This is a genomic window from Mycobacterium numidiamassiliense (assembly GCF_900157365.1).
Taxonomy (GTDB): Bacteria; Actinomycetota; Actinomycetes; order Mycobacteriales; family Mycobacteriaceae; genus Mycobacterium; species Mycobacterium numidiamassiliense.
This window is the reverse complement of sequence record NZ_FUEZ01000004.1, coordinates 2,585,273-2,609,323: the sequence shown is the minus strand read 5'-3', so window position 1 is coordinate 2,609,323 and position 24,051 is coordinate 2,585,273. Positions and strand designations below refer to the sequence as shown.

The following is a 24,051-nucleotide window of genomic DNA, read 5'->3' as shown; positions in this document are numbered from 1 at the left end:
TCCCCCGGCACCCAGTATCACCTTCTCGCCCGATGCCAGGGGCTTCCCATTGAGCTTGTCGGAGTCGGGGGGCGCGCCCTGGTCGAAAGCTGACCTGTGGTCCCCCGCGTAGACCTGGTTTGCTGGATGATCGAGTCCAGGAATGGCTCCGAAACAGAATGCCGCCGTATCTCCCAGGCTGCTCCACATCGCGCACTGCAATCCCGTCGGGCTGGTAACGGTTGCCACGGCTTAGATGTGTCTACCGGAACCACTGCAGGTGCTTCTCCCACAGCGGGACTCATCAAAACCCGCCCGCCGACAACGGCGGCGCCAGTGACAATCGTAGCGGCCGCCAATACGATCATGGCTCGCCCCCAAGGCGCCCTGCTCATCCTCATCGCGCACCTCTCTAAACGGCCACCGCTCCCAGGGCGCAACTCTTCTGAATGTTCCTTATGGGCTCGAAGCCCCGACTTAACCATATGGTTGCGATAAGCCTTGTACCACAGAACTTTTCGATGGTCGGTCGAGTCCAACATGCTACGTAGTTCGACGACGACCTGTTCCGCACGGCTGACTTGCTCTGGCCGGCCGCTGTGCTCGTGGATGCGCGGCCGCCAATTTGACGATGTATCGTGTCCGCAAATAGATACCGACGCGATGGCCGAGCAAGCTCACGGCAGGGGGGCGCCCTCGGTTCGTAAGGCGCGGAGGTAGGCAATGGTTCAGTGGACACGCCGATGGTGGCAGCAGTCCGATCAGTTCGACTGGTTCAGCGCCTACCTGGAAGATCGTAATCTCGAAACACAATGGCGGGCAGCGACATTCGGCTGCACGATACTGCTGGCGGCGCTGCCGATCCTGATGCTCGGGAGTCCGGCCGGGCCTAATCACATCGGCACTGTGTGGCTGTCGATCTTCGCGGCAGCATCCGGTGCCATCAGCGCAAGCCTCTGGCTGAGACGATGGCCCACCCGCAGACAGTCATTCCTGCTCTGCCTGATGGGCAGTGCCTCGATCGCCGCGATCTGCCTGGCGCAGTCCAACCCGTACGCGGGATTAGAGGGGTGCCACATCTTCGCCGTGATCGGCGGATACATCGCCTACTTCCACACCACCAAACTCTTGGCCAGCAATCTGGCTGTGGCCGTGGCCTGTTCAGCGATCCTGGCCGGACGACTCGCCGCCGCCACCGGAGACCTGTCGCTGGTGGCGGCATCCCTCATCACTGTGGGAGCGCTCAATATCGGCGTGCCTTTCGGAATCCATTCGCTGGTGCATAGCTTGAGAACTGATCTGCGCAGCTCCGACCGCGATTCGCTCACCGGCCTGCTGAACCGCCGCTCCTTCTACCACTCGGCCTACGAACTGCTGATGCGCTATCAAGGCGCGGCAGGCAAATACCTGGTGGTTGCCATGGTCGACCTGGACAACTTCAAGCAACTCAACGACGCCCAGGGCCATGCGGCGGGCGATCGAGCGTTGGTCGACGTCAGCGCCACGCTCCGGGATCACTGCCGTGCCACCGCGGTGATCGGCCGGGCCGGCGGCGAAGAGTTCGTCATCGCTGACATCGATAATGTGACCAATCCCGCCGCCATGGCCGAGCGGCTTTGCCAAGCCATTGCCGGTCTTCCGATGCAGATCACCGCCAGCATCGGTACCGCCAGCGCGCCACTGGACACCGACGTTGATCGGAGCCTCATCGATGGCCTCGTTGGCGCTGCAGATGCCGCCATGTACGACGCGAAGCGCGCCGGCGGAAACCGGACCCGCCATCGCGACGATGTACCGTCCCCAGGTTGACCACAACGTCCGACTCCCCCAGTTGAAACCGAACTCGGATCGCCACCTCGCCGCGCTGTGCGCCTAACATTCGCGGAAAGACTGCGCCGCGAAAGGTGGGCTGCATTGATCCGGTTTGTCTGCGTCGCATTGTTGACAGCTCTCGCGGGGGCATTTGTGCCGTTGGCTGTCATGGGGCCGTGGGGCTGGTGGATCCCCGCTGTCGTGATCGGGGCCATTGCGGCCGTGGGTATCTACGACCTCGTCCAGCGCAAGCACTCGGTGTTGCGAAACTACCCGGTCCTGGGGCATCTGCGGTTCTTGTTGGAGGCACTGCGCCCCGAGATGCAGCAGTACTTTATCGAGCGCAACTTCGACGGCCGCCCTTTCGACCGCGACGTCCGATCGTTGATCTACGAGCGGGCCAAAGGTACTGCCGCCGAATTGGCTTTCGGAACCGAGCGCGATATCGACGCGGTCGGCTACGAGTATCTGGTGCACTCGGCGCGCCCGGTCGAGCCCCCCGACGAGCCGTTCCGGGTGCGAATCGGTGGACCGGATTGTGCGCGACCGTATGACATGGCTCTGATGAATGTTTCGGCGATGAGCTTCGGCGCGCTGTCGGCCAACGCCCTTCGTGCGCTGAACAACGGTGCCCGCAAGGGTGGGTTCGCCCACGACACCGGCGAAGGTGGGCTCACGCCCTATCATCTCGGTGGCGCCGACGTGATTTGGGAGATCGGCTCCGGCTATTTCGGAACCCGCACCAGTGACGGCGCGTTCGATCCGGACCAGTTCGCGGACAAAGCCGCTCATGATCTTGTCAAGTGCGTCTCGATCAAGTTGAGCCAAGGCGCCAAGCCCGGCATCGGCGGTGTGCTGCCCGCCGCAAAGGTCAGCGAGGAGATCGCCCGCTACCGAGGTGTGCCCGCCGGCGAGAAGTGCGTCAGTCCGGCAGCGCATTCGGCGTTTCACTCCCCGCGTGAGCTGATCCTCTTCGTGGCGCGGCTGCGTGAACTCACCTACGGGAAACCGGTGGGCTTCAAACTGTGCGTCGGCTCCCGGGTCGACGTGCTGGCAGTCTGCAAGGCGATGCTGGCCGAAGGGGTGACGCCCGACTTCATCATCGTCGACGGCGCCGAAGGTGGAACCGCCGCGGCGCCGCTGGAATACGAAGACAACATTGGTCTTCCGCTCACCGACGGACTGATGACAGTCCACAACGCATTGGTGGGAGCGGGCCTACGCGACAGGATACGAATAGGCGCGAGCGGCAAAGTCGCCTCCGGCAACGACATCATCAAGCGCCTGATCCAGGGCGCGGATTACACCAACTCGGCCCGATCGATGATGATGGCGACGGGCTGCATCCAATCCCAGCGATGCCATACCAACCACTGCCCGGTCGGCGTCGCGACCCAGGATCCGTATCGGGCCCGAGCCCTCGATGTCGCCGACAAAAGCGAACGCGTGTACCGATACCAGCGGGCCACCGTCGCCCAGGCAATGCGCATGATGGGCTCGATGGGTGTCTCCGACCCGTCGATGCTCAACACGCACATGCTGCGCAAGCGTCTATCGCCCACCGAGCAGCGCTCCTACGCCGAGCTTTACGAATGGCTGACGCCTGGAGAACTGCTGAACCATGCACCGCCCAGCTGGCGGTCGGATTGGGACGTCGCCAACCCCGACTCCTTTGCCCCCGTCGGCCGCGGGCTCAGCGCAGGTTAATGACCCGCCGTTGAATAGTCCGGTGCCGTCCGTGTCTACGCCGATGATGGCATCGCTGTGGGCGATCTCTTCGACGGCCGAAGAACCAGTAAACCCTTGTGCAACAACGAGTTAGGGTCATAAAAACCGTCGAATAACCCTCACTGATTCTCGTCGATTCTGGATCATTGTCGATGAACGAACGATGACCGTCCCCATCCTCGGCGCTGACGCTCATCTGTGAGTCGCGGGCGGTACCACCGCGAGGCGCTACTACCAACGCGTGGAGCCCACGGTGCTGTCGTACGTTCTCACGCTTCCCCGCGCCGCTTACAGCAGTTGCCTCACCGTCGCCGCGTAGTCTAGGTTAGCCTAACCTAACAGTCACACGCTGCGAGACAAGGAGCTCCCGCCGATGGCGAACGTGGTTTCCCGAAAGCTCAAGATCAACGGTGCGCCTTGGTCGAAGCCCGGCCGCGAAAATATCAACCAAACAGCGGATTTGCACTTGAAAGACCGGGAAAATCACGTAGCAATTTACGGAAAACATAGCCTCGATTGGATGTTTGCACTCGGCCCTCGGGCCCGGCTTTGGAAGAAAGTAATTCCAGTTAAGAGCGTTCAGCTGTTACACGAGAAGAGTGACTTGTCCTCATGGAACGATGAAAAACGAGCCAATACCGTCATCATACCTTTGATGGAGGAGCACATCACAACAATACCCGGAGGTTTCCGCCATCTAACTTCTCCGCGGGATCTCATCGTGACAATTTCCGATAAGAACAAACTGCATGACTTTCTCACCCGCTCTGGATTCCAGGATTATCTACCTGCCGTGTTTCGCGAGGGAGAAGCGGTGCGTTTTCCTTGTGTCGTCAAGAGGCTCGACCTCTACGCAGGAGATGGCGTCAGAATCGCACACGACACCAAAGAGCTTGTGTCGCATCTGCGTGATCCACTGTTCCGTGAACATCCTTATCAGGTTCAAGAGCTCATTAGTGGAGAGCTTGAATATGTAACTCACTTGGTGTGCAAATCGGGTGAGATACTCGAGGAGTATTCTTTCGAGTATCGAATGCGGGGACCCGCGGAGATCCGGCGGTTCCGCAGCCCAATTGACTTTAAGAGATCGAAGCAAAGCGATGAAGTGATGTTGCTGTTTTCGCAAATCATGAAAAGCTTGAACTTCACCGGCCCCTGTAACGTGAATTTTAAACTTGTCGACGGTCGCCCGGTAATATTCGAGATAAACCCGCGGCTGGGCGGTTCACTTATGAAAAGAGAGAGCATCGAGGGGCTCGCCAAAGTTGTTGGCGCGATTCTTAGCCACGCGGACTAGTCCCGCAGCTGCACCCCACGAACACATCTAAACCGGCGGACATGGTTGCCAGTGCCCGATAACCCAGATCCCGGCACAACCGATGAAGGTCAGTCACGTGCGGCTTTTACAGAGTCCCGAAGCCGTGCAGGGCTTTGACCCCGAACCAAATCCCAAACCCCACCCCCACCACGATCATGATGGGTCGGTCGTTGCCTTGCAGCCAACGCAAGACTCGATCCAGCGCGGAGCGTGACCGTTGCGGGAAAACTGCTGCCAGACCGACGATGAGCAGATTCCCGCCGGTGGCAAGCACCACAAAGACGATGTAGGTGACGACGTTGGCAGCCCGCTCCATCCCGGCGTTGCCGATCACACCGATCGCAGCCAGCGTGAAGACCCAAGACTTCACCGAGACCGTCATGACGCCCGTGCCGATGAAGAAGGCCTTGGTGGGCGTCGCCGACGTCAGCATGGTCATCCATTTCGGCGGTGGCGCATTGGGATCGTCGCCGCTGAAAAGCTCTCGCATCGCGGTGACCAGAAATAGCAGGGCCACCACCAAAAGGACGGTCGACACGATCCAGTGGCGCCCGTGATTCGGGTCGGCGCTACGGGCTCCCCAGTGCAGAATCGTGCCGAAAATGAGGCCCTGAAGCAGGCGCGTGCCGACATGCCCGGCGACCCACGCCGATGCCGCCCGGAGATGCGAGGGCGTGCCCAGCAGCATGATCGTGATCACCATCTCGATCGGTTCCAGCGCGCAACCCAAAATCAGTGGGACAAGGCTGCTCCACATGGTGATCACCGGCAGAGGCTAACAATCCGTCGTACCCGTTCAGCTATTGCGCGCCCAGCGCCGCACGCATCTCCGCCTCGGCGATCGCCGCGGCCAAATCCGCGGACTGCGGGCGGACGGTGGCGTCGATTCGGTCGATACGACCTGTGAACCGGAAACCGTGTCCGTACGGCGCGACCGGTGAGCCGGTGTCGACGCCAACGTCCAGTGTTTCGCCGCTCATCGAGAACCGGAATGGAACCGTGCGCTCGATCCGGCCGCTGGCCACCACGGCGTCGTTGACCTGTAGGAACACCGCGGCACCCTTCCCTAGTCCGCCGCCGTCGTAGTCGAACGAAAGGCCAAGGGCGACAGGGCCTTCCGGCAGCGGCGCGGCCGCCGCCACTGTCGTGAGCTCGTGACCAAGATAGTTGTAGGCAAAGTGCGGAATGCCCTCGTACAGGTACAGTGTCCATCCGGACATCACCCCGCCTATGCAGATCACCACGCCTTGTGCACCGCCCGGCGGTATCTGCAACTGTGCCCGTAGTTGGAATGACGTGCTGGTATAGCTCAGCGTGGCCGCTTCGGGGATGCGCACGTGATCGGCGAAGTAGGTGACCGAGTTGCGGTCGCCCAGGAGGCTCGGCCGGTTGGCGGGCAGCGCACGGGTCAGCGCGGTGTCACTGAGCGGGTAGACGTCGTATTTGCGGGCCTCGGCGTCAAAAATGGCCTTCAACTCGGCGAGCTTGTCGGGATACTGCTCGGCGAGGTCCACGCCCTGGCTGAAATCGTCGGCGACGCGATAGAGCTCCCAGCGCTCGGTATCGCCGAACGGGCAACCGTGGGTACGGACCCAGGGCAGCCGGCCATGGAAGCAGGACGCGATCCACCCCTGGTGGTAGACGGCGCGATTGCCGAATATCTCGAAATACTGCGTGGTTCGGCGGCTGTCCGCGTCTGCGTCGTCGAACGAGTACCGCATGCTGACACCTTCGATCGGCTTCTGCTCGATGCCGTTGACGCGCGTTGGCATATCGATGCCGGTTGCCTCCAGGATCGTGGGAACGATGTCGATGATGTGGTGAAACTGGCTGCGCTGCTGCCCTGCCGCGCTAATCCCCCGCGGCCACGAGATGGCCAGTCCGTTGCGGGTACCCCCGAAATGGGATGCCACCTGCTTCATCCACTGAAAAGGCGCGTCGAGTGCCCAGGCCCAGCCGACGTTGTAGTGGTTCTCGCACCGGGCCGTACCGAAATCGGCCATGTGCTCAAGTAGCCACTCGGGATCCTCGGGCAGCCCGTTTTGAAACGTCGGGCAGCTCCAGGCGCCGTGTAGCGTCCCTTCCCCTGAGGCGCCGTTATCACCGCACACGTAGATGAACAACGTGTCGTCCCACTGCCCTAACCCGTCTATCGCGTCGACGATCCGGCCGATCTGGGCGTCGGTGTGGGCCAGGAAACCGGCGTAGACCTCCATCAGGCGCCGCGCGACCGGCTTGTAGCGGTCGTCGTAGTCCGCCCACGCGGGTATCTGTTCGGGTCGCGGGGTCAGTCGCGTGCCGGCGGGAATGATGCCCATCTCGATCTGGCGGGCGTATATCTGCTCGCGCAACCTGTCCCAGCCGTCGTCGAATCGTCCGGCGAAACGATCCGACCACTCGGGCCACACGTGGTGGGGACTGTGCGTCGCGCCTGGCGCGAAATAAAGGAAGAACGGCTTGTCGGGCGCTGACGTCTTCTGCAGCCGGATCCACTCGATCGCCTTGTCGGCGAGATCCTCGGTGAGGTGGTAGTCATCGCGGCCAAGGGACGGCTCGACGGGGGCGGTCTGGTCGTAGAGCGCCGGATCGTACTGGGAGGTTTCGCCGCCCAGGAAGCCATAGAAGCGTTCGAATCCCAGTCCGGTGGGCCAGCGATCGAACGGGCCGGCGGGGCCGATCTCCCAAGTCGGGGTGAAGTGCGCCTTGCCGAACAGCGCGGTGTTGTAGCCGTTCATCCGCAGAATCTGCGCGATGGTGGCGGTGCTCTGCGGAATCACGCTGTCGTAGCCCGGGAATCCATAGGCGATCTCGCAGATGGCGCCCATGTGCACGCTGTGGTGGTTGCGCCCGGTCAGCAGCGCGGCTCGGGTCGGAGAACACAGCGCGGTTGTGTGGAACTGGTTGTAGCGCAGGCCGGTTCGGGCGACGCGGTCCAACGCCGGCGTCGGAACCGGTCCACCGAACGTGGACGCCGCGCCGAATCCGACATCATCAAGTAGCACGACCACGACATTGGGAGCACCGGAGGGCGGGTAGTCGATCGACGGCCTGACCGGAGTGGAATCGGGCAGCAACGGGTTGATGACCCCGCCGAACTCTTCGGCGCCCCGGGGTAATTCGACCATCATGCCTCCTGTTAATAGCGGTCGTCGTGAAAAGTCACATACTGCGCTGCCATGACCGGTAAACGACCCGACCGACCGTCGCGGGATCGGGCTCAGGTGCGGCCATCGAGGCGTCGAGACCCGAATGATCCTCGAGGCCAAGAACTTCGCGGAGATGGAACGCGACGTCGCCCTCGGCGTCGCGATCGGGGTGCTTGAAGTACTGGGTGTGCGCCGCCCCCGGGCGTAGCCGTTCGGGCCGGTTACCGCTGACCGCGATCTCGCGGATGCCCGGTCCGAACAACGGGCGAAGTACACCGCCAAACCAGTCACCGCGGACGCTGCCTCGGCGCACCGGAAACCAGATGTTGGTCCAGCGGGTCACGGCGAACGGGGACTGCGCTCCCAGCACACCTCGCGCGCCGTAGCTCGCCGGCCCGTCCCCTACAGCGTCGACAGGTAACGCCTCCGACCGAGGTGGGCAACTGACCACCACACCCCTGCGGATCAGCCTGTCGAACAACTCGCGCCGCCGACCGTCGGAGGGGCTGAGACCGCCGAGAATCGGCGGGCGGGCTACGAACAGGTCGGCCAGCGCCATCGGTGTGCCAACCGTAACGAAATCTGTTATTCGCCAAGGGTTTCCCTGCGCCCGAACGTCCTGCCACAGGCCGAACTGCATGGCCTGGAAGTCATCGAGTGCGCCCTGCGAGTCCGCGTCGGCCGCCAGCCGGTCGACGGCTGCCTCGAGGCCGTCCAACGATCCGAGGCCACCAGGACCCTCGGCCGGTGCCGCGCGGAGTTCGTGCGTTTCGTCCCACAGTGTTGTCAGCGCGTCGTAGGCGATGTAGCCGCCGATGCCGTGTCCCACCACGACGATGCGTGCGTAGCGGCCTTGGTGCAGCGTGTACAACAGGTCGACGAGCCCACCCCGGATCGCCCGCCGGGCCGCATGGGACTCCGGCAAGCGGTCGAAGTAACGGGCGACGTTGACGAAGCCGGTCGTGAGAAAGCTGCGGGTCAACGCGCGCGGCGCGGTGCGGAGCAAGGCCAGCCCGATGGTCACAACCACCACGCTGGTGGCGAGCCCGATAATCCATCCGGCCACCCCGGTGTGCAGGAAGTAGCCACCCACCACAAACAGCCCCGCCAGCACGGTGAATGGGACGAGCAGCGCCAGCCAGGCCAAGCGCCAGATGCCGAACAACTGGTCGGGCACATGGCGGGGTCGGCGGAGGAACACCCGTGCGAGCGCGGCCATGAATCCGGCGTACCGCGCGCTCGTCATCAGAAACGACCAGTCGTACTCGAAGAGTTCGACTCCGATCGACGGCGCAACGTAGCGGCGCGCCTCGTAGGAATCCGTGATCTCGATGGGCTGGGAGTAGTACTCCCAACCTTCGTTCGCGGGCAACGCCGTCTTGGCGAAGTCGTCGAAGGTGTCCATGGGCCGGCGCTCGAGCAGACCGTGCACGAAGACCACGGCAGTACGTACGCCGGTGTCGGTGCTCATCGTCCTCCCGGGACCGTCCATCGAGGAGGTTAACAGTTTGCCTACCACGTAGTGGCGGAAGCACAACGGGGAACGAACCGGACGCCCCGACCTCGATCAGTGGTGCGACGACGCACTGACAAGTTCGTGGGTGTGGTTACTTGGTCGGTCGGGAGAGCATGGCGAGGCGTTGCGCGATGGGCCGCATGACTTTTCGCGAATTCAAGTAAGCGACGTGCGAGACAGGGGTGTTGCCGAGAATTAGTGGCCCCACCGATACCGCCTGGTCGCTATCGACCGCATCGGCGTAATGCGCGTTCAATGTCCGCAGTGGATAGGCGATGATGTCGTCGGGGTCGTGGAAGTTCACCCACTGGGCCGCCTTGCGTGCGGCGGCACTGCGAGTGCGACCGGGGAGTTTGATCGGCGCATCGAACTTGGGGTAGCGGACCATCCACAACGCGATCGGGCTACCCAAGGTGTAGAACCAGGTCAGGGTCTCGCCACGCTGCACTGCAGCGGACGAAGCGGGCGCTGATTTCTTGGACTTCTTGCGTGCTGAATTCTGCAAATCGTAGAAGTAGTCCGAAGCGATGACGGTGCCCAGGCTGTGCGCGATGACGCACAACGGTGCGTCGGGGGCCCGTTGGGCCAGGGCCGCCAACGCCTCGTCCAGCCGGGCGTGGATGGCCTCGTAGTTGACGTCGCTGCCCTCGGCGATCTGATAGGCGATGACGTCGCCCAGAAAGTAGGTGACAGCCCAGCGCAGCGTCGGCCAGTGCGCCTTGGACAGCCCAGGAACGCGGCCCAACAGGCCCGATACCACCAGCGGCAGCATGGCGAGATATGAGTTGTTGTTGATCCGGTGGACGAGATCATCGAGTCGCCGCGTCCATCCGGTGAAGCCCGGTCCGAAGGATGCGCGCACGATTTTGTCCAGACCCGGCTCCACCACTGGGATCCAGAATGCTGCCTCGATCTCGAGCTCCGCGGCTTGTGCCCCGCGGCAGGCGCGGGCGTACTCGGCGCGCAGCAGTTTGATCGCGTTGTCGGCGTAGTGGGGATCCTTGATCTCCACGCCGTGGACGAACAGGACGGCGATCTTGGAGGTCATGGCCGCCTTCCTCGAGAGTTTGGTGAACCGCGCGCCCGGCCGGGTCGAACGGCCCCGATCGAGCCGGCCGTTGACCGGCCTGCAGAATCCCACGGGGGTGGCGGTAGACAACGCAGGCACCGTCTACGTCACTGACAATAACGACAACCGCGTGCCCCAACTACCGGCGAAGTAGACGGTCTGGACTCAGTCACCCGCCGTGGCTGGGCGGTGGGGCTGTTCGCGGGCCTGCGCTGCTAGGCCTATCTGCTCTACGCAATCTCTCGGGTTCGCGCATGCACTGCGCAGCAGCGCACCAGCGACTCCGATGAGCCCGACCACGCCCAAGGGGATGGTTCACGCTCGGCGACTTCCCACCGATGACTGGCGTTTCGCCACATAGTCACCGCAGAGGAACAATTCGCAACACTTCTAGAACAACGGCGCCATCAATATTGCCACGAAAGATGCTGGGCGCCAGAGGGATTGGGGTCAGAGCACATGTGCGGCAGCCGTATCGGATCGCCCTATGTGTGATCCACTCACAGAACGCGCCGGTGGCTGCCTGGGCGATTAGGCTAGCGCTGTCATTCGCATAATGGCCTTCGCCGCGGTGTTGAGGAGAGACAGATGAGCGCTCCGGGCGTGAACCAAGCACCAGCGATCAACGTCCGGCAGGTCCTCGCGGCGGGGACTCCTGAGGCGGTCAAGAGCTGGCTCGACGCGGTGGAAGATGTCGTCGAGCGCGCACGTCAGCTGGCGAAACTGTCTTCCTCCGACTGGCATCGGCTCGGTGAATTGCTCGACAGCGAAACCGGACCAGATGTCATCGACAGCATGGACGCGGACTTGGCCGCCGATGCGCTCGAGACGATGGCGGTCCCGAAGGCGGCCGCGATGATCGACGCCCTCGATTCAGATCACGCGACACGAATCCTTCGGCAGATGGACGACCACGGGCGCGACAAGTTGCTGACTGCGCTGCCGTCGACCCGGGCCGATACGCTGCGCGGGCTGTTGAGTTGGCCGGCAGAGTCAGCCGCCGCTCATATGCTGCCCGAGACGCTTACCGTCGCACCGACGATGACCGCCGGGGACGCGATCGCCGCCGTGCGCGAGCATGCATCGCACCTGCGCAGCGATTCCCGCAGCGGAGCCTATATCTACGTAACCGGACCCGGCGAGCACCTGCTCGGAGTCGTGCCGTTCCGCAACCTTATGCTCGCCCAGGCCGACAGCGTGGTGGCCGATCTGATGGAACCGGAGATGCTGACTGTCTCGCCGCTGACAGACGAAGAGGTGGCGGCACAGACTTTGATCGATCACCGGTTGATCGCATTGCCCGTTGTCGACGATGACGGCCGACTGCTCGGCATCCTGACCGAAGACGACGCAGCCGGTATTGCCGAGGAGCAGGCCACCGAAGACGCCGAGCGCCAGGGCGGTTCGGCCCCGCTGGAGGTGCCTTATCGGCGGGCTTCGCCGTTTCTGCTGTGGCGCAAGCGGATCGTGTGGCTACTGGTGCTGTTCGTCGCCGAGGCCTACACCGGGACCGTGCTGCGTGCGTTCGAACACGAGTTGGAAACCGTTGTCGCGCTTGCCTTCTTCATCCCATTGCTGATCGGCACCGGTGGCAACACGGGCACCCAGATCACTACGACCCTGGTGCGGGCCATGGCCACCAGCCAGCTCCGGTTACGTGATGTGCCGGCCATCGTTGTCAAGGAGCTATCTACCGGTGTGCTTATCGGCGTGGTGATGGGCCTGGCCGCGGTGATTCGCGCCTGGACGCTCGGCGTCGGCCCGCAGGTCACCGTGACGGTGTCACTCAGTGTGGTTGCCATCGTGTTGTGGTCGTCATTCGTGGCTTCGATCCTGCCACCGCTGCTTCAGAAGATGCGGGTCGATCCCGCGGTGGTGTCGGCTCCGATGATCGCCACGATTGTGGACGGCACCGGCCTGATCATCTACTTCATGATCGCCAGGATGACGCTCCCGGAGCTCGCCGGGTTTAACTTCGGAGATACTTTTGTCTGAATTCCAGTGCTACCGAAAGGTTCTCTTCATCGATAAAAGTGGGGGCAGAGTTCCCGCCCCGCTCCCCAGGCCGATACCGTTCTCGTGGACCGCACCGACAAGATCGTCGGCCGCGTCCTTTCCGAACACCTCGGCAGTCCCATCAAGATCCCAATCGCCACATCGATCACGCGCGCGACGTCAGATCCCGACGCCAACCCAGTTCACCCATCGTCTGCACCCTTCGGGCCCCGTAACTCTCCCCTCTCCCCGTCGACTCCTGGATAGCTGACGCCGGGCGCGAACAGCTGCGCACTTGGCGTCACCGTCTAACCGGTTGTGAAGGCTCAACCGCCGTGTCTTGGCGGTTTGGCTTCGCCCGGGCATTTTCCGTTATTGGCCGGCCGCACGGTGATCGACGTCGCCTGCAGAGCTGAGTTACTGTCCTTAGTTCCGCGGGCGGTAATGCACTTGCCTTGCGTGATCGCCTGACTGCTGGCAGCAGCCTGCTTGGTGTACTTGGTCTTATCGGTGACCGCCACGGGCGTCTGAGAAGTTGCACCACTGGCATCTGTACTGGTGAGGGTGATCGTGTTACCCGAGACGCCTGCGACTGCCCCCTCCACAGGTGGTCGCTTCGCTGGGGAGGAGGTCGATGCTGAGGCCGAAGGCGGTGTGGAGCCTGGCGCTTCCTCCTCGGCCTGTGGACACTTGCCGTTGACTGCCGGGCTGATGTGCACGGATTGCGCGGTGATTGGTCCGTTGCCCTCGGACTCCTTTATGGGCTGCACGGTGACGCAGCTACCCGAGGTGACGTCAGTCAGCGCGGCGTCGGTGACCTCGGTGACCTTGGTCGATCCGGTGAAGTCCACGGTGGCGGTGCCGGTTTCTTCGGTGACCTGGATTGTGCTGCCTGCCACCGCTGCGATCAACCCAGCGACCTGTTCTTTGCCGGTAGCCGGGGCCGACGAAGTCGCTGAAGAAGCCGTCGTGCTCGGTGATGTGGTGGTCGTAGGGCCCGATTTGTTCGACGAACTGCAGGACCCGGCCGACATCGCGGTAACGCCGGCGATGGCAAGGATTGCGAGCTGGCTAAACCGGGGCTTGGGTGAACGGGTCGATATCAACGTCTCTCCAATTTTGAGTGCGGACCGTGCATAGCCTGTACCCACTGAGGTGCCTGCACCCATCATCATGGCGAAACTCACCACTAAATGGCAGGTCTCAGCACGCGGCTACCCGTTGCCGTTCTCGCAGCCACATGGACAGGTACCGCCGCGGCATGCCGGCTGGAACAAACGAACCTCCACCGCGCGGACGAATGCCGAATCAGGAGTGCAGCCGCTGCCTAAATGGGCAAGCGTCGTCTTCGCCTGATCACGATCTCTGCCGTCGCCGCACTCGTCATGTTCGTTATCATCATGAGGCACTCCGCCTTTCGCAACAGCACTACCTCGACGACACCGCTCGCCACTGCTGGTTCAGCCACCCACGACGGCGACCGATCGCCCCGCGCCTCGCTGGTGCTTCCGCACTATTAACCAGTCGCTCATCCGTATTCTCTTGTGATTTAACGGAATTAACGGAGCGCTAGGGGGCCATGTGACGCATCCCACGGCCAAAAATGTCTACGTTCATCAAATCGCTTACCGGTTGCCGAGTTGTCGTTCACCCTGGTTTTTCGGCACAGGACCCTAGGCATCAAGTCGTGTGCACCTGCCCGTCATGACAACCACCGGCCCCCCACGTCAACGCTTGACGGCGATTTCAGTCCGCTATAAAGGTCGACGACTCGTGGCGGAATCGCGCTCTCTGCATGTTTGCTGTGAAAACCGTTTTGCAATTAAATACCATGGTTAAACCAGAGATTGGCCGGGCGCATAGCCAGCTCTGGTTGGCCAGTGCCAGCAGTAGGTGATGATGCGGGCACTGCCAGCACCGGCGGTGCCCGGCCGCATCGCCGCTGGATGTGAGATCCCGAGGTCCGCCTGCTGCTGACAGCATTCGGGAGTCACAGCCGTGCCCTGACGATCCTGACCTCATACAGCGGACTGTCGGTTTGAACCATCGACACAACGATATAAACCCCGGGGCTAGGGGATGACGGTCGCTCCTCGCGGTTTCGTGGGCCAGCGCAGGCACTGAAGCGCTTCGACGAAAGTGGCGGCCAGTGGTGGCCATTCGGATCGCGTGTAGGCGAACAGTTTTCGGATCAACGGCGGCTGGACGTGCCGGGTCGCGGCGAGCAGGCCTGCCGGCACCACGTTGTCGGGAATGAGCGTTACTCCCAGTCCAGCGGCTGCAAGGTGACTCGCCGCCGCGGTTTGAGTTGTCTGCACTGTGCGGCGCGGAGCGAATCCCGCACGCGCACAAGCCTCGAGAATTAAGTCCGAGAGCTGGTGGCCGGTCCCGAACAGCACCCAATCTCGGTCCGCGAGCGCACTCAGCGGCACGGCCCTGGCGGTTCCGGCCAAAGGATCTGTGTTCGGCAGTATCAGGACGAACTCTTCCCATCCCAACTCGATGATGGGTCCGCGCCATTGTGCGGGTTGGGGCCCGACGGCGATATCGCCTACGCCCATCCGCACCGCCTCAGCGAGGGCATTGGAGTCTTTGTATTCGCGCAGCGCGATGGTGGTAGCGGGGTAGTGCTCATGCCAGGCCAGAAACGCAGACGGCAGGATTCCGTACGCGATTGAGCCGATGGTTGCAACCTCTAGTTCACCGCCTTCGAGACCGAGGACACTGCGGGCGTTGCGGGTCGCGTTGGCGGCGTGGGTGATTGCCGCGCGGGCTTCGGGAAGGAAGGCTTTGCCGGCCGCCGTCAGCCGAACGCCCTTGGGTATCCGCTCGAAGAGCGCTCCACCCAATTCCGCCTCGAGGCTCTTGATCTGCTGTGACAGCGACGGTTGGGCCACCAGGAGGCGTTCGGCGGACCGGCTGATCGACCCGTCCTCGGCGATGGCGACGAAGTACTGCATCTGCCGCAAATTCATAGGCCCTCCATTAGATATAGGCAGAAACTATAGATATGTGTCGATATTCGTCTTTGCAATATAGCCCGATACCTCCGACATTAGGTTCATGACAACAACGCAGGACCAGTCCACACCCCGCGGACCGGTGATCGGGGGCCTCGGGCGCCTCACTCAGGTGCGTACCTCACGCGACCCGGAGACCGTCGCGTTGTGGCTCATGTTCCTGACGGCGGGATGGGGCACTTTCCGATCCGTCAGCGCTTTATAACGACTAACCGACGATGGCTTCAGCATAAGGAGAATGAGCCCCCATGACGCAGACGCTGAACGTGGAATACCAAGAACTCGTGGCGCGAGCTGACGAAATCGAGCGACCGCTTCCTCCCATCCCCTCTATCGACCCGAAAGCGCCATGTGAGATTTCGTTCGTCAAAGACGCCGCCACACAACTCGCGTTCAACGCCGACGCAATGCGGCTGTACTTAAAGAATTGCGAACGGGAATGGAAAACATTGGCCCAATCGCTAAGGAATGCGGCCAAGGCTTACCAGGAAGTTGACGAGGCAGCCGCCGACGGCATCGCGAATGACACTTCCGCGGCGGGGGTAGCGTCGGCATCGGTTACATCGGCATCGGTGACCGCGAGTGTTAAGAGCTGGGCGCTGCCGCCACCGAGACTGTCGTTTGAATACCCCTACTACGAAGTCAGGCAGGCGGCGCAGGATATCGAAGCCGGCGACCAGGGCACGGCGTTCCGGGCATTCGCAAAGGAATGGGACACTTACCAGCGGACTTTGCAGAAAGATACGATGAACCGGTTTCGCCCATTCATTTCTTGGGAGGGTGAGGCGAGAAGTGCCGTTGAGGCCAATTTCGACCAACAGCGGCAGTGGCTGATTTCGATGGTCGCTCTGTGCAACGAGCTCGCCAGCCAGGCCAACATGGTCGTGGACGCCCACAAAAAGGCAACTCTCGTCACCCACGAACACGCGCAAGACGATGAGCACCCCACGACCAAAGAAATATCGCTATGCGATGATTGGTATAAGTACTATTTAATTAATAAAAACGACTCCATGGTGCGCGATTGCATTTTGTGGTACGAGTACCTACAGGGACAGTCAGAAGAGGCGCTGGCGCGATACATGCGGAACGCACAATTGCCGCTAAGGCCGGTGAATCCGCAAAGGGTCCCCGTTACCACGCGGATTGACGCCCCCAAGTCCGATGACAGCAATCGCAGCGGTGATGGCAACGACCCCTTCGCGCCGCCCGACCCGTTTAACGAGGGAGACCCGCCCTCGGCCGACCCTGTCGGTGACCCGTCCATCCCGTCCGCCGGCATGCCGTCGATGCCGTCGATGCCGCCGATGCCGAACGACCCCACGCTGACCGGAGCCGCGAAGGACGTGAAGGGGTCGCCGAGCCCGCATCCAATGGCGGGGCTTAAACCGGCATCAGTGGGAGGCGGCGGGGTTGGCGTGCCGTCGATGCCGTTGCGGCCCGGGGTGGGCTCCGAAGGGAGTTCCTCGGCCGCCACACCGCCCCTCGGGGCCGCAGCCCCGGGTCGTGGAATCCCGATTCCGCCCGCGTACGCCGCGCTGGGTGGCGCCGGCGGGGGCATGCCCCCGATGGCCCCCGCCGGTCAGGATCAGGGCGGCAAGGCCAAACGCGTGCAGTGCGAGGACGAGTCGCTCTACACCGAGGAGCGTCAATGGACAGAGGGCGTGATTGGCAATCGCTCCCGCAAGGCCCACCCTGACAAGGTGGCATCGTGACGCGGTGGCCTGCTGCGTAAGCGGATTCGTCACGGATGCGGCCAGCTCACAAAACCCCAGCGGGATCGCCTGCGCAGATCTCGTTAATTCAAGCTACGAACGGCCGCCGCGCGAACACCCTATTCCGCCATCCAGTAGGTCAGCACCATCGATTGGTCGCCAGTCGAGAAGCCGAATCCCTCGCAAGCGATTTCGCCGGGTGCGGAAACGTCGTCGGAGCGGTTCCGCCAGATCAGGCGATAAGCATCTCCGACCGGTTCGATCTGCAAGTCGAAATCGCCGACCGGTTCGCCTTCGGTGCCGAAGTACTGAACATGGTAATTACCGGGGAAGCCGTTAGAGGTGTCGCCCGTTGCCCGGCCCCGACAGATCGTGCCCTTCTCGACCGCGTCAGAAGCGATCCAGCGCGCATCGATGACGTCCTTGTCCTCAGTGTTAAGCCGATATTCGCAGACCCCGATCAGCGTCGTGTGAATCATGCCGGACATAGTAGGCCGCTGGGGAGGCTCCCCCGAGTCTGTGGAGGCATTAGCTATTAGGAGTGGCGATGGCAAGTGACTGAAATAGCCGAACCCGGCGACCCCAAGCAGCCGAAGGCTAGTACGCCGAGAAAGGATTGCACCCACCGGCACCGGCGGCTTTGAATCTCCCATGCCAGAAGGCTAATACGCTGTTCTGATGAGGTCCGTCTACACGAAGGCCTCGGGGTTAAGGGCAATTGTGGCCGTCAGTACGCGCCGAATACCAGCGCCGCATTTTCACCGCCGGAGCCGATATTGCTGACGGCACAGCTGTAGTCGCCGTGGCGCGGGCTCGACGTACCGATGTCGTCATCAGCTACCCGACAACGGTTCCACCGCATGATGTCGCAATTGGAGGATTTGCCGTACCCGACCTGCAGTGGACGACTGAAAACGGTAAGTCGGCAGCACATTACTCAGCCCGGATTTCCCATCGCGGAAGTTAGCTAGCGCCCGCGCCTAGCCACGCTCATCCCGCCGCAGGCCGCAACGGGAGGCCCTTAACGAGCCGACTGACACGCTAAATCGCTCTGATCAGGCCTTACGTTGTGGGGCGGGCGGGGCTCGAACCCGCGACCAACGGATTAGCGCCCCACCGTCCACGTCGCATGCCAATGAATCCCTTATCTGCCTGTCCGCCAAGCGATTACATTCCCATTAGACGCTCATGGTTCCCGTTGATTCTCGTACTTTCTCGACCATAAACGACGAATAAAAGACGAGCTGGGGGCCCGCCAGCAAGACATACCGTCGCCCCGCCAGTAACCCGACTTGGTCGTTGCGCGACAGCTCAGGCGTTGTCCACCACAACTGCCAGGACTAGGCAGGAACCGTGAACAGACACGATGCTCCCGTTTCGGCAGTGTAGGCGTGGTGGTTGACGGTGCAATTGTCGTCACGGTTGTCGTGAAAATTGTCGTCGGGCCCGCGTCGTCGTTCGACGATCCGGCCGAGCGCTCAGTCTTCCTGGCAGCTCCATTTGCGCAGCTGTTCGGCAATCTGGTCGAGACCTGTCATTGCCCCAGTGGCGACCCCGATGAGCGAAAGTGTGGCCTTGGCGGTCAGCAGGAGGACGAAGCCGACTGGCTCTCCGGCGAGATGCTCATTCCCTACGATGGCGCGTTCCGTCTCGCCCGAGCGAACCCGACCGACCAGCAGGCAGCTGATCTATTCGACGTCAGCCTCGCGGTCGCCCGCTGGCGTATGAATCACGGTGGCGCTCGAAAGGTGGTCGAGCCGACCCGGAGCAAGTGGGCCAGCCCCGCGACGCAACGCTGGTAGATAAGGCCGAAGCGTCTCTGTTCGCACGTACCCGTCCACCTGGTAGCTGTTGCTGGTCGAAGTTCGGCAGAGCCTGAACGAACACGGCTAGCCGTCTCACAACCGTCTCACAACCGTGGAGTGCGGCTGCCGGGGATCGGCCCGTTGGTCAGCATCTCGGTCCGTGATACGCAACGTTTCAAAAGCTGATACGCTCTGTATCAGACGGAGGAATTATGCCTACAACGATCGAACGCACTGTTGAAGTCGAACACACAGTTGAAGCCATCGCCCACGAAGCGCAGGTTCGCCGGGCACACGAACGCTTGCTGCGCATCGATGACATGCGCGCTGCAAGGCACCTTAAGCGGTCAGGTATGAACCAACGAGAAATCGCTGACGTTTTGTCTACCACGCAGCCGCGAGTAGGTCGGCTGCTGCGCGGAGCCAACGCGCTCGGAGACGCACCGAGCCCCGAGGAAATCATCCTGCGCGCCACAGTCGACGGGACCCCCCGAGGCAAGCTGCTGAAACAGCTTCGCGGCCTCGACTACACCTTCACCCAGTTCGCGCCCTATCCCCACGAGGGATCCGTACCTGGGACCTGGACCCAGGTGAGCACTGCCCATCAACTCGGACTACTCAGCGACGAGGAATACGAGAGTGTCAGCTCCGCAGTCCAACCGCCGACTGCGCAATAGGGTCCATTCTCAGCTGACTGCCCTTCACCAAGGGGGGCAGTTCGCTGTTCCAGGCTCAGTAGAGCGTTATCTCAGCGATCAGCTGATCGACGAGATCGCGTACGAGTACCGAGGCAAATGCCCCGATGCGCCGGCACACGGTCGCGCCGCGATCATTACCGCCGGCGTGCCCGGTGCGGGCAAGTCGGTCGCGATCGACATGTTGGCCACCGATCACCGTCGCATTGACCCAGACGGCATCAAAGACCTCATACTGATGCGATTGGACCGCGCCGGGCTACTCGATATCCGGCACAACCACGTTCTCGCAGATGGCAAGCCCGTCCATCCCAGCGAACTGGCGTTATGGGTGCATGATGCCTCCACCGAAGCCGCGAACCGTGTCCGTGCAGTGTCCCTGCGCCGGGGGGAGAACTTTGTCATGGAGGGAACTCTGTCCTGGACGCCGCTTATTGACAGCTATGTGACCGACTTGGCCTCCGATGATTACGAGCGACTGACGATCGTCGACGTCGAGGTTCCCTTCACGCTTGCTGTCGAGCAGTCCAAACACCGCTGGTGGGCCGCGCGAGAAGCAGGACGAATCGTGGATGACGTTGAGCTCGGCGGCCGATTTATCGCGCAAGCCGCCCTCGAAGGCTTTTACACTCGGCAGCGCCGCGTCTCAAAATGCGCTGTCAATGCCCGCAAGCTCCGTAGCGACGCCAACCGTGCGCGCATCGAAACCGACCTTCTCATTGTCAGTCGCACGTCGACCGGTAAGGAATACCGGGCCTGGCTCAGACCCGACGGCGACATCGACCCATCGCAAGGCGCCCCCCTAGGCGCAGTGTGCATCAAAAGTGGGGCGATACTCACAAACCCAACCGCAATCGGGACAGGCGTTGGACGAAGTCGCGTCTACAGGTCCTGACAACGGCCAACGGCCCTTCACTACGTCTGTGATGAAGGTGCCGAATCATCTATTCATGGATAATGACGATTATCCATGAAATAACTGGAAATAGTGCCGCACAGCAGGTTTCATGCCACCGAACTGTCACGTGACGTAGCGTATTAAGCGGTTGTCGGAGTTGGGATTTCATGCCGCCGTTTAGCTGCTGGCCGTATCCGCGCGGATCGACCCAGGCTAACGCACGATCCAATCTTTAATTAGTAATTCGAGTGCTACGTCCAAGCCTTGAGCTTGCCGTGCCGGGCCGGCGGCCAGTGATCGGCGGTCGGCCCGCCATCACCCCATTCGCGCGTCCCAATACACTGGGTCGTGCTGATCGCCGTCGGTCGGAAGGCTGGCGCCCTGACGTTGGGCGCGAAACCCGGTGCGCTCTCAGCTTCACCGTCTAACCGGTTTCGGGGCTCACCCGCCGTGGCTTGGCGGTTAGCTTCACCTGGGCATTTGCCGTTGTTCGCCGGCCGCAGGATGATCGTCGTGGCTTGCAGCGTTCCGTTACTGTCCTTAGTTCCGCGTGCCGTAAGGCATTTGCCAGTCGTAATCGCTTGAGCGCTCGCTACAGCCTGCTTGTGTACTTGGTCTTGTCGGTGACCGCCACGGGCGTCTGCGAGGTACCACGCCCTGGCCAAGTCATCGAGGCCGAGTACGGCTATGGCAGAGTGGTGCGGTATCGGTCCATCGCGACTAGCTAGACGTCCTCCCCCGCCCGCTGGGGGCCACCGCAACGGTTACCCCTCGGCGTGGCGACTCGGGAAGGGCGCTGGTCTCGGGATACGGTCGCACGCAACATGGAGTCCAGAAGAGGTCCCGTGGTATCAGACGATGAACTAAAGGCGGGTCCGAGCTCGATCGAGATCTTGTACGACGAGTCAAAAGCGGCTGTCGACGTCCTGGACCAGCTTCTGATTCGGTATCGCACGAACACCACTGCTGTGCTCGCACTAGGCACCGGCGCCGCGACCTTTTTTGGTTTCTCCGACAGTCCGAAGGGCCTGTTCTTCCTCCTCTCGCTCGTTAGCTACGCCGTCGGTGTCGGTGTTGCTGTCAGAATTTATTGGCCGAGACGGTGGCGGGACGACATTTATCACGTCCTCGAGGACAGCTTGCGGAAATCGCCCCCTCCGGCATCGATGGAGCTGCGCCGCGACCTGGCACGGCACTACCAACAAGCGATCGCACGGGGCCTCGAACTACGAACACGACGGGCCTGGGAGTTCAGGATTTTGCTTTTCGCGACAGCGTGTGTCGTCATCTTCGCGGGTATCAACAGCTACTGCGCGTCACAACAATCCGACGACGACACCGCTTACAGCGCTCGCGTCAGCTGGGGGCCGCTGTGCTGCACGGTCATCTCGGAACCAATGCCGAGATGATGGGGCCGGCGAATCCGGCTTTCGTGCTCAAGGGGAAGCCCTGATCGGAAGATGAGGTTTGCTGGTCCGTTCCAAGCACCCTAAGCATTACCCGCTCTTCCTGGATATCGTGGTTATCCTTGAAGGTGTCCCGGCGTGCAGGTGCCAGTTCATTCCCAGTATCGCGCCAGCGCGACCCCTCCCTAGCTGGGTGGTCCGACCCTAGTGCCCAGGTGTATACGGCAACGGGGTCGGGGCGTCTGGACCAAGGCAGAATTCAATCGTGTGATGCGCGCCGGAATACTGGCCTAACACCAACATGGCGTCCGTCTTATTCGGATCGTCATTGTCGCCAAAGGTCTGCATCATCACCACGTCATCGTTATTTGTTGACCACCACCACGTCTGCCAATCATCATCCGGCGCTAGTGAATCAGATCGGCAAAAGGTGTATTTGTTGTCAATTGCGCCCGGCTCACACCCTGCGGGTGATCCGCAATATCCGTTGGGAAGAATGTTCTTCAGCGCGGTCCGCGCCGCATCCGGTGTGCCCGGGATGGTCCAAAATTCCGCGTTCGTCTTTACCACCCGAACCTGCCCATTGTGGTTATCCACGGCCCTTTTGGGGTCGACCCAAACGAGCGCGGACCCCGCCGGGTAGTCAAAATCCAGCAATTTAGATCTCAGCGGATCTACCGGCGGCGGTGGCGGTGCCACCGAAGTTGATGCCGGAGCCGCGTGTGTCGGTGCCGTCTGCGCTGGCGTCTGTCCCCCACACGCCGCTAGCGCGGCTGTAACCGCCGCGACAGCGACAATCCCTCTGATAGTCAAGGTTGCCTTCCTTTCACGCTTGCGAATATGGCTATCCAATTTGCTGCCACTACCCAGCTTTACGTGTGACCACGCTGTGCTCGGTAGGCATTCTGTTTACTCACCCATGAGACCCGGCAGTCTGCTAGGTCTCTATCCCAGGTGTTGCTTAAGCCACGTTCGCTGTAGCCGGGACCACAGTCGCGTCATAGCCTTCACCGTTCTTCTTGGCCGCAAACTCCGCAGCCTTTCCCGCTGGCGAAGAGCGGTAGGTCAGTCAGTCCCGCCTTGGCCGCCGCCATCCGATTGTGAGATCGGCCGGCCGCTTGTCGCGCCAAGCCGGACACCAGCCGGGGGTAGGCCCAACGCCCGCCTCAGCCCGTGATGTGTAATGTTGGCCGCACCTGCCGATCCCGAGCCGTAAACCGCCGCAAAGGGATTCAGCCCCAGCGTAACCTGCTCTCACTGCACGAACTTCAGGTGCTTGGACGGCCTGGGCCAGTTCCTGAATCTGCCAGCCCTGCCACGGGCACAGCCACCTAATGGCGGCACCGATCTCGTATCTCAACGAAGGGCAATCCAGAAGGTGCTGCCGAATTGAGTGCGACGTCAACCCACGACGGCAGTCCCTCACCACGGCGTCGTGCTCCGCGGCGCACTTGCCAGTAAGGATTCGACGGACAAAGACGGTGGTCGGAACACATTGAGAGTCATTGCAGGACAACGAACTTCGCCCGGTGTCCGACTGCATGTCAGATCGGGATATGGCCGTGGTCGCGCAAAACACGGCCTACCTTTGTTTGTCCCGTAGCAGCTTCATCGATTTGCGCAGCAGTAGTCGCGTCTCGTGCGGTTGGATCACAGCGTCGATGTAACCGCGTTCGGCAGCGATCCACGGGGTCACCATATTGCGGTTGTACCCTTCGATGAAGTCGGCTCTTATCTTCTGCACCTCCGGTGCGGTCGGATCGGGGAACCGCTTGACAATCCTCTGTGCGGCGCCTTCGGCACCGATCACAGCGATGCGCGGTTCCGCTGGGAATTACGCAGCCACGGGCTAGCGGAGGGACACGACAAACTGGTCGTATCCGACATCATCACTTTGCGGATCGAGGCCCTCAATGGCATCGAGAGTTGTTACGGAACAACGAATTCGG

General features: G+C 62.0%; 19 protein-coding genes and 2 pseudogenes. 12 read left to right on the top strand and 9 right to left on the bottom strand.

Annotated elements, in window-relative coordinates; all coding sequences use genetic code 11:
* Nucleotides 1-702 precede the first annotated feature (702 nt).
* The 3 genes from MNAB215_RS20805 to MNAB215_RS20795 all read left to right on the top strand — a co-directional run bounded on the left by MNAB215_RS20805 (nt 703) and on the right by MNAB215_RS20795 (nt 4,816).
* Nucleotides 703-1,788 (top strand): GGDEF domain-containing protein, encoded by a 1,086-nt coding sequence (locus MNAB215_RS20805; RefSeq protein WP_077080481.1) that lies wholly within the window; start codon nt 703-705, stop codon nt 1,786-1,788.
* Between the two features lie 105 nt (nt 1,789-1,893).
* Nucleotides 1,894-3,498 carry an FMN-binding glutamate synthase family protein gene (locus tag MNAB215_RS20800; RefSeq protein ID WP_077080480.1) on the top strand — a complete coding sequence of 535 codons (1,605 nt, stop codon included), beginning with the start codon at nt 1,894-1,896 and terminating at the stop codon, nt 3,496-3,498.
* A 394-nt stretch (nt 3,499-3,892) separates the two neighbouring features.
* Nucleotides 3,893-4,816, top strand: a complete 924-nt coding sequence (locus MNAB215_RS20795) for an ATP-grasp domain-containing protein (RefSeq protein WP_083746189.1) — start codon at nt 3,893-3,895, stop codon at nt 4,814-4,816.
* Between the two features lie 106 nt (nt 4,817-4,922).
* On the opposite strand, the gene MNAB215_RS20790 is transcribed toward MNAB215_RS20795, so the two are convergent.
* The 4 genes from MNAB215_RS20790 to MNAB215_RS20775 form a co-directional block, all read right to left on the bottom strand.
* Nucleotides 4,923-5,594, bottom strand: coding sequence for a GAP family protein (locus MNAB215_RS20790; protein ID WP_083746344.1), 672 nt, complete (start codon nt 5,592-5,594; stop codon nt 4,923-4,925).
* A 43-nt stretch (nt 5,595-5,637) separates the two neighbouring features.
* Entirely contained in the window at nt 5,638-7,962 is a 2,325-nt protein-coding gene (locus MNAB215_RS20785; protein WP_077082198.1) for an arylsulfatase, read from the bottom strand.
* Between the two features lie 34 nt (nt 7,963-7,996).
* Nucleotides 7,997-9,454: a hypothetical protein gene (locus MNAB215_RS20780; RefSeq protein ID WP_077080477.1), complete on the bottom strand. Its 1,458-nt coding sequence runs from the start codon at nt 9,452-9,454 to the stop codon at nt 7,997-7,999.
* A 136-nt stretch (nt 9,455-9,590) separates the two neighbouring features.
* On the bottom strand, nt 9,591-10,547 hold the full coding sequence (locus MNAB215_RS20775) for a hypothetical protein (RefSeq protein WP_077080476.1): 957 nt from the start codon (nt 10,545-10,547) through the stop codon (nt 9,591-9,593).
* A gap of 67 nt (nt 10,548-10,614) precedes the next feature.
* Between MNAB215_RS20775 and MNAB215_RS30845 the strand changes: the two are divergent.
* Nucleotides 10,615-10,719, top strand: a pseudogene (locus MNAB215_RS30845) (hypothetical protein); the annotation flags it as partial.
* A gap of 437 nt (nt 10,720-11,156) precedes the next feature.
* Entirely contained in the window at nt 11,157-12,563 is a 1,407-nt protein-coding gene (gene mgtE / locus MNAB215_RS20765; RefSeq protein WP_077080475.1) for a magnesium transporter, read from the top strand.
* A 326-nt stretch (nt 12,564-12,889) separates the two neighbouring features.
* On the opposite strand, the gene MNAB215_RS20760 is transcribed toward mgtE, so the two are convergent.
* Nucleotides 12,890-13,414 (bottom strand): DUF5666 domain-containing protein, encoded by a 525-nt coding sequence (locus MNAB215_RS20760; RefSeq protein WP_245830365.1) that lies wholly within the window; start codon nt 13,412-13,414, stop codon nt 12,890-12,892.
* Here MNAB215_RS20760 and MNAB215_RS20755 point away from each other — a divergent pair.
* Nucleotides 13,386-13,703 (top strand): hypothetical protein, encoded by a 318-nt coding sequence (locus MNAB215_RS20755; RefSeq protein WP_245830364.1) that lies wholly within the window; start codon nt 13,386-13,388, stop codon nt 13,701-13,703. The two genes, MNAB215_RS20760 and MNAB215_RS20755, sit on opposite strands and share 29 nt — an antisense overlap.
* 932 nt (nt 13,704-14,635) lie before the next feature.
* Here MNAB215_RS20755 and MNAB215_RS20745 read toward each other — a convergent pair.
* The gene (locus MNAB215_RS20745) at nt 14,636-15,538 is read right to left on the bottom strand and encodes a LysR family transcriptional regulator (RefSeq protein WP_077080472.1); all 903 of its coding nucleotides are present in this window, start codon (nt 15,536-15,538) and stop codon (nt 14,636-14,638) included.
* A gap of 88 nt (nt 15,539-15,626) precedes the next feature.
* Between MNAB215_RS20745 and MNAB215_RS29810 the strand changes: the two genes are divergently transcribed.
* Nucleotides 15,627-15,788 carry a hypothetical protein gene (locus MNAB215_RS29810; protein ID WP_165691596.1) on the top strand — a complete coding sequence of 54 codons (162 nt, stop codon included), beginning with the start codon at nt 15,627-15,629 and terminating at the stop codon, nt 15,786-15,788.
* A gap of 43 nt (nt 15,789-15,831) precedes the next feature.
* Nucleotides 15,832-17,298 (top strand): EspB family ESX-1 secretion system-associated protein, encoded by a 1,467-nt coding sequence (gene espB, locus MNAB215_RS20740; protein ID WP_077080471.1) that lies wholly within the window; start codon nt 15,832-15,834, stop codon nt 17,296-17,298.
* Nucleotides 17,299-17,417: 119 nt separating this feature from the next.
* On the opposite strand, the gene MNAB215_RS20735 is transcribed toward espB, so the two are convergent.
* Complete coding sequence (locus MNAB215_RS20735; RefSeq protein WP_077080470.1) at nt 17,418-17,786, bottom strand: hypothetical protein; 369 nt, start codon at nt 17,784-17,786, stop codon at nt 17,418-17,420.
* Between the two features lie 906 nt (nt 17,787-18,692).
* Here MNAB215_RS20735 and MNAB215_RS29975 point away from each other — a divergent pair.
* The 4 genes from MNAB215_RS29975 to MNAB215_RS20715 all read left to right on the top strand — a co-directional run bounded on the left by MNAB215_RS29975 (nt 18,693) and on the right by MNAB215_RS20715 (nt 22,105).
* Nucleotides 18,693-19,100, top strand: a complete 408-nt coding sequence (locus tag MNAB215_RS29975; RefSeq protein ID WP_174604610.1) for an ImmA/IrrE family metallo-endopeptidase — start codon at nt 18,693-18,695, stop codon at nt 19,098-19,100.
* 356 nt (nt 19,101-19,456) lie between these two features.
* Nucleotides 19,457-19,780, top strand: coding sequence for a hypothetical protein (locus MNAB215_RS20725; protein ID WP_131829156.1), 324 nt, complete (start codon nt 19,457-19,459; stop codon nt 19,778-19,780).
* Entirely contained in the window at nt 19,743-20,693 is a 951-nt protein-coding gene (locus MNAB215_RS20720) for a zeta toxin family protein (protein ID WP_077080467.1), read from the top strand. The genes MNAB215_RS20725 and MNAB215_RS20720 overlap by 38 nt, the downstream gene beginning before the upstream one ends.
* A gap of 896 nt (nt 20,694-21,589) precedes the next feature.
* On the top strand, nt 21,590-22,105 hold the full coding sequence (locus tag MNAB215_RS20715) for a hypothetical protein (RefSeq protein WP_131829155.1): 516 nt from the start codon (nt 21,590-21,592) through the stop codon (nt 22,103-22,105).
* A 201-nt stretch (nt 22,106-22,306) separates the two neighbouring features.
* On the opposite strand, the gene MNAB215_RS29510 is transcribed toward MNAB215_RS20715, so the two are convergent.
* Entirely contained in the window at nt 22,307-22,759 is a 453-nt protein-coding gene (locus MNAB215_RS29510; protein ID WP_131829154.1) for a hypothetical protein, read from the bottom strand.
* An 887-nt stretch (nt 22,760-23,646) separates the two neighbouring features.
* Nucleotides 23,647-23,921, bottom strand: a pseudogene (locus MNAB215_RS20710) (carboxyl transferase domain-containing protein); the annotation flags it as partial.
* Between the last annotated feature and the right edge of the window lie 130 nt (nt 23,922-24,051).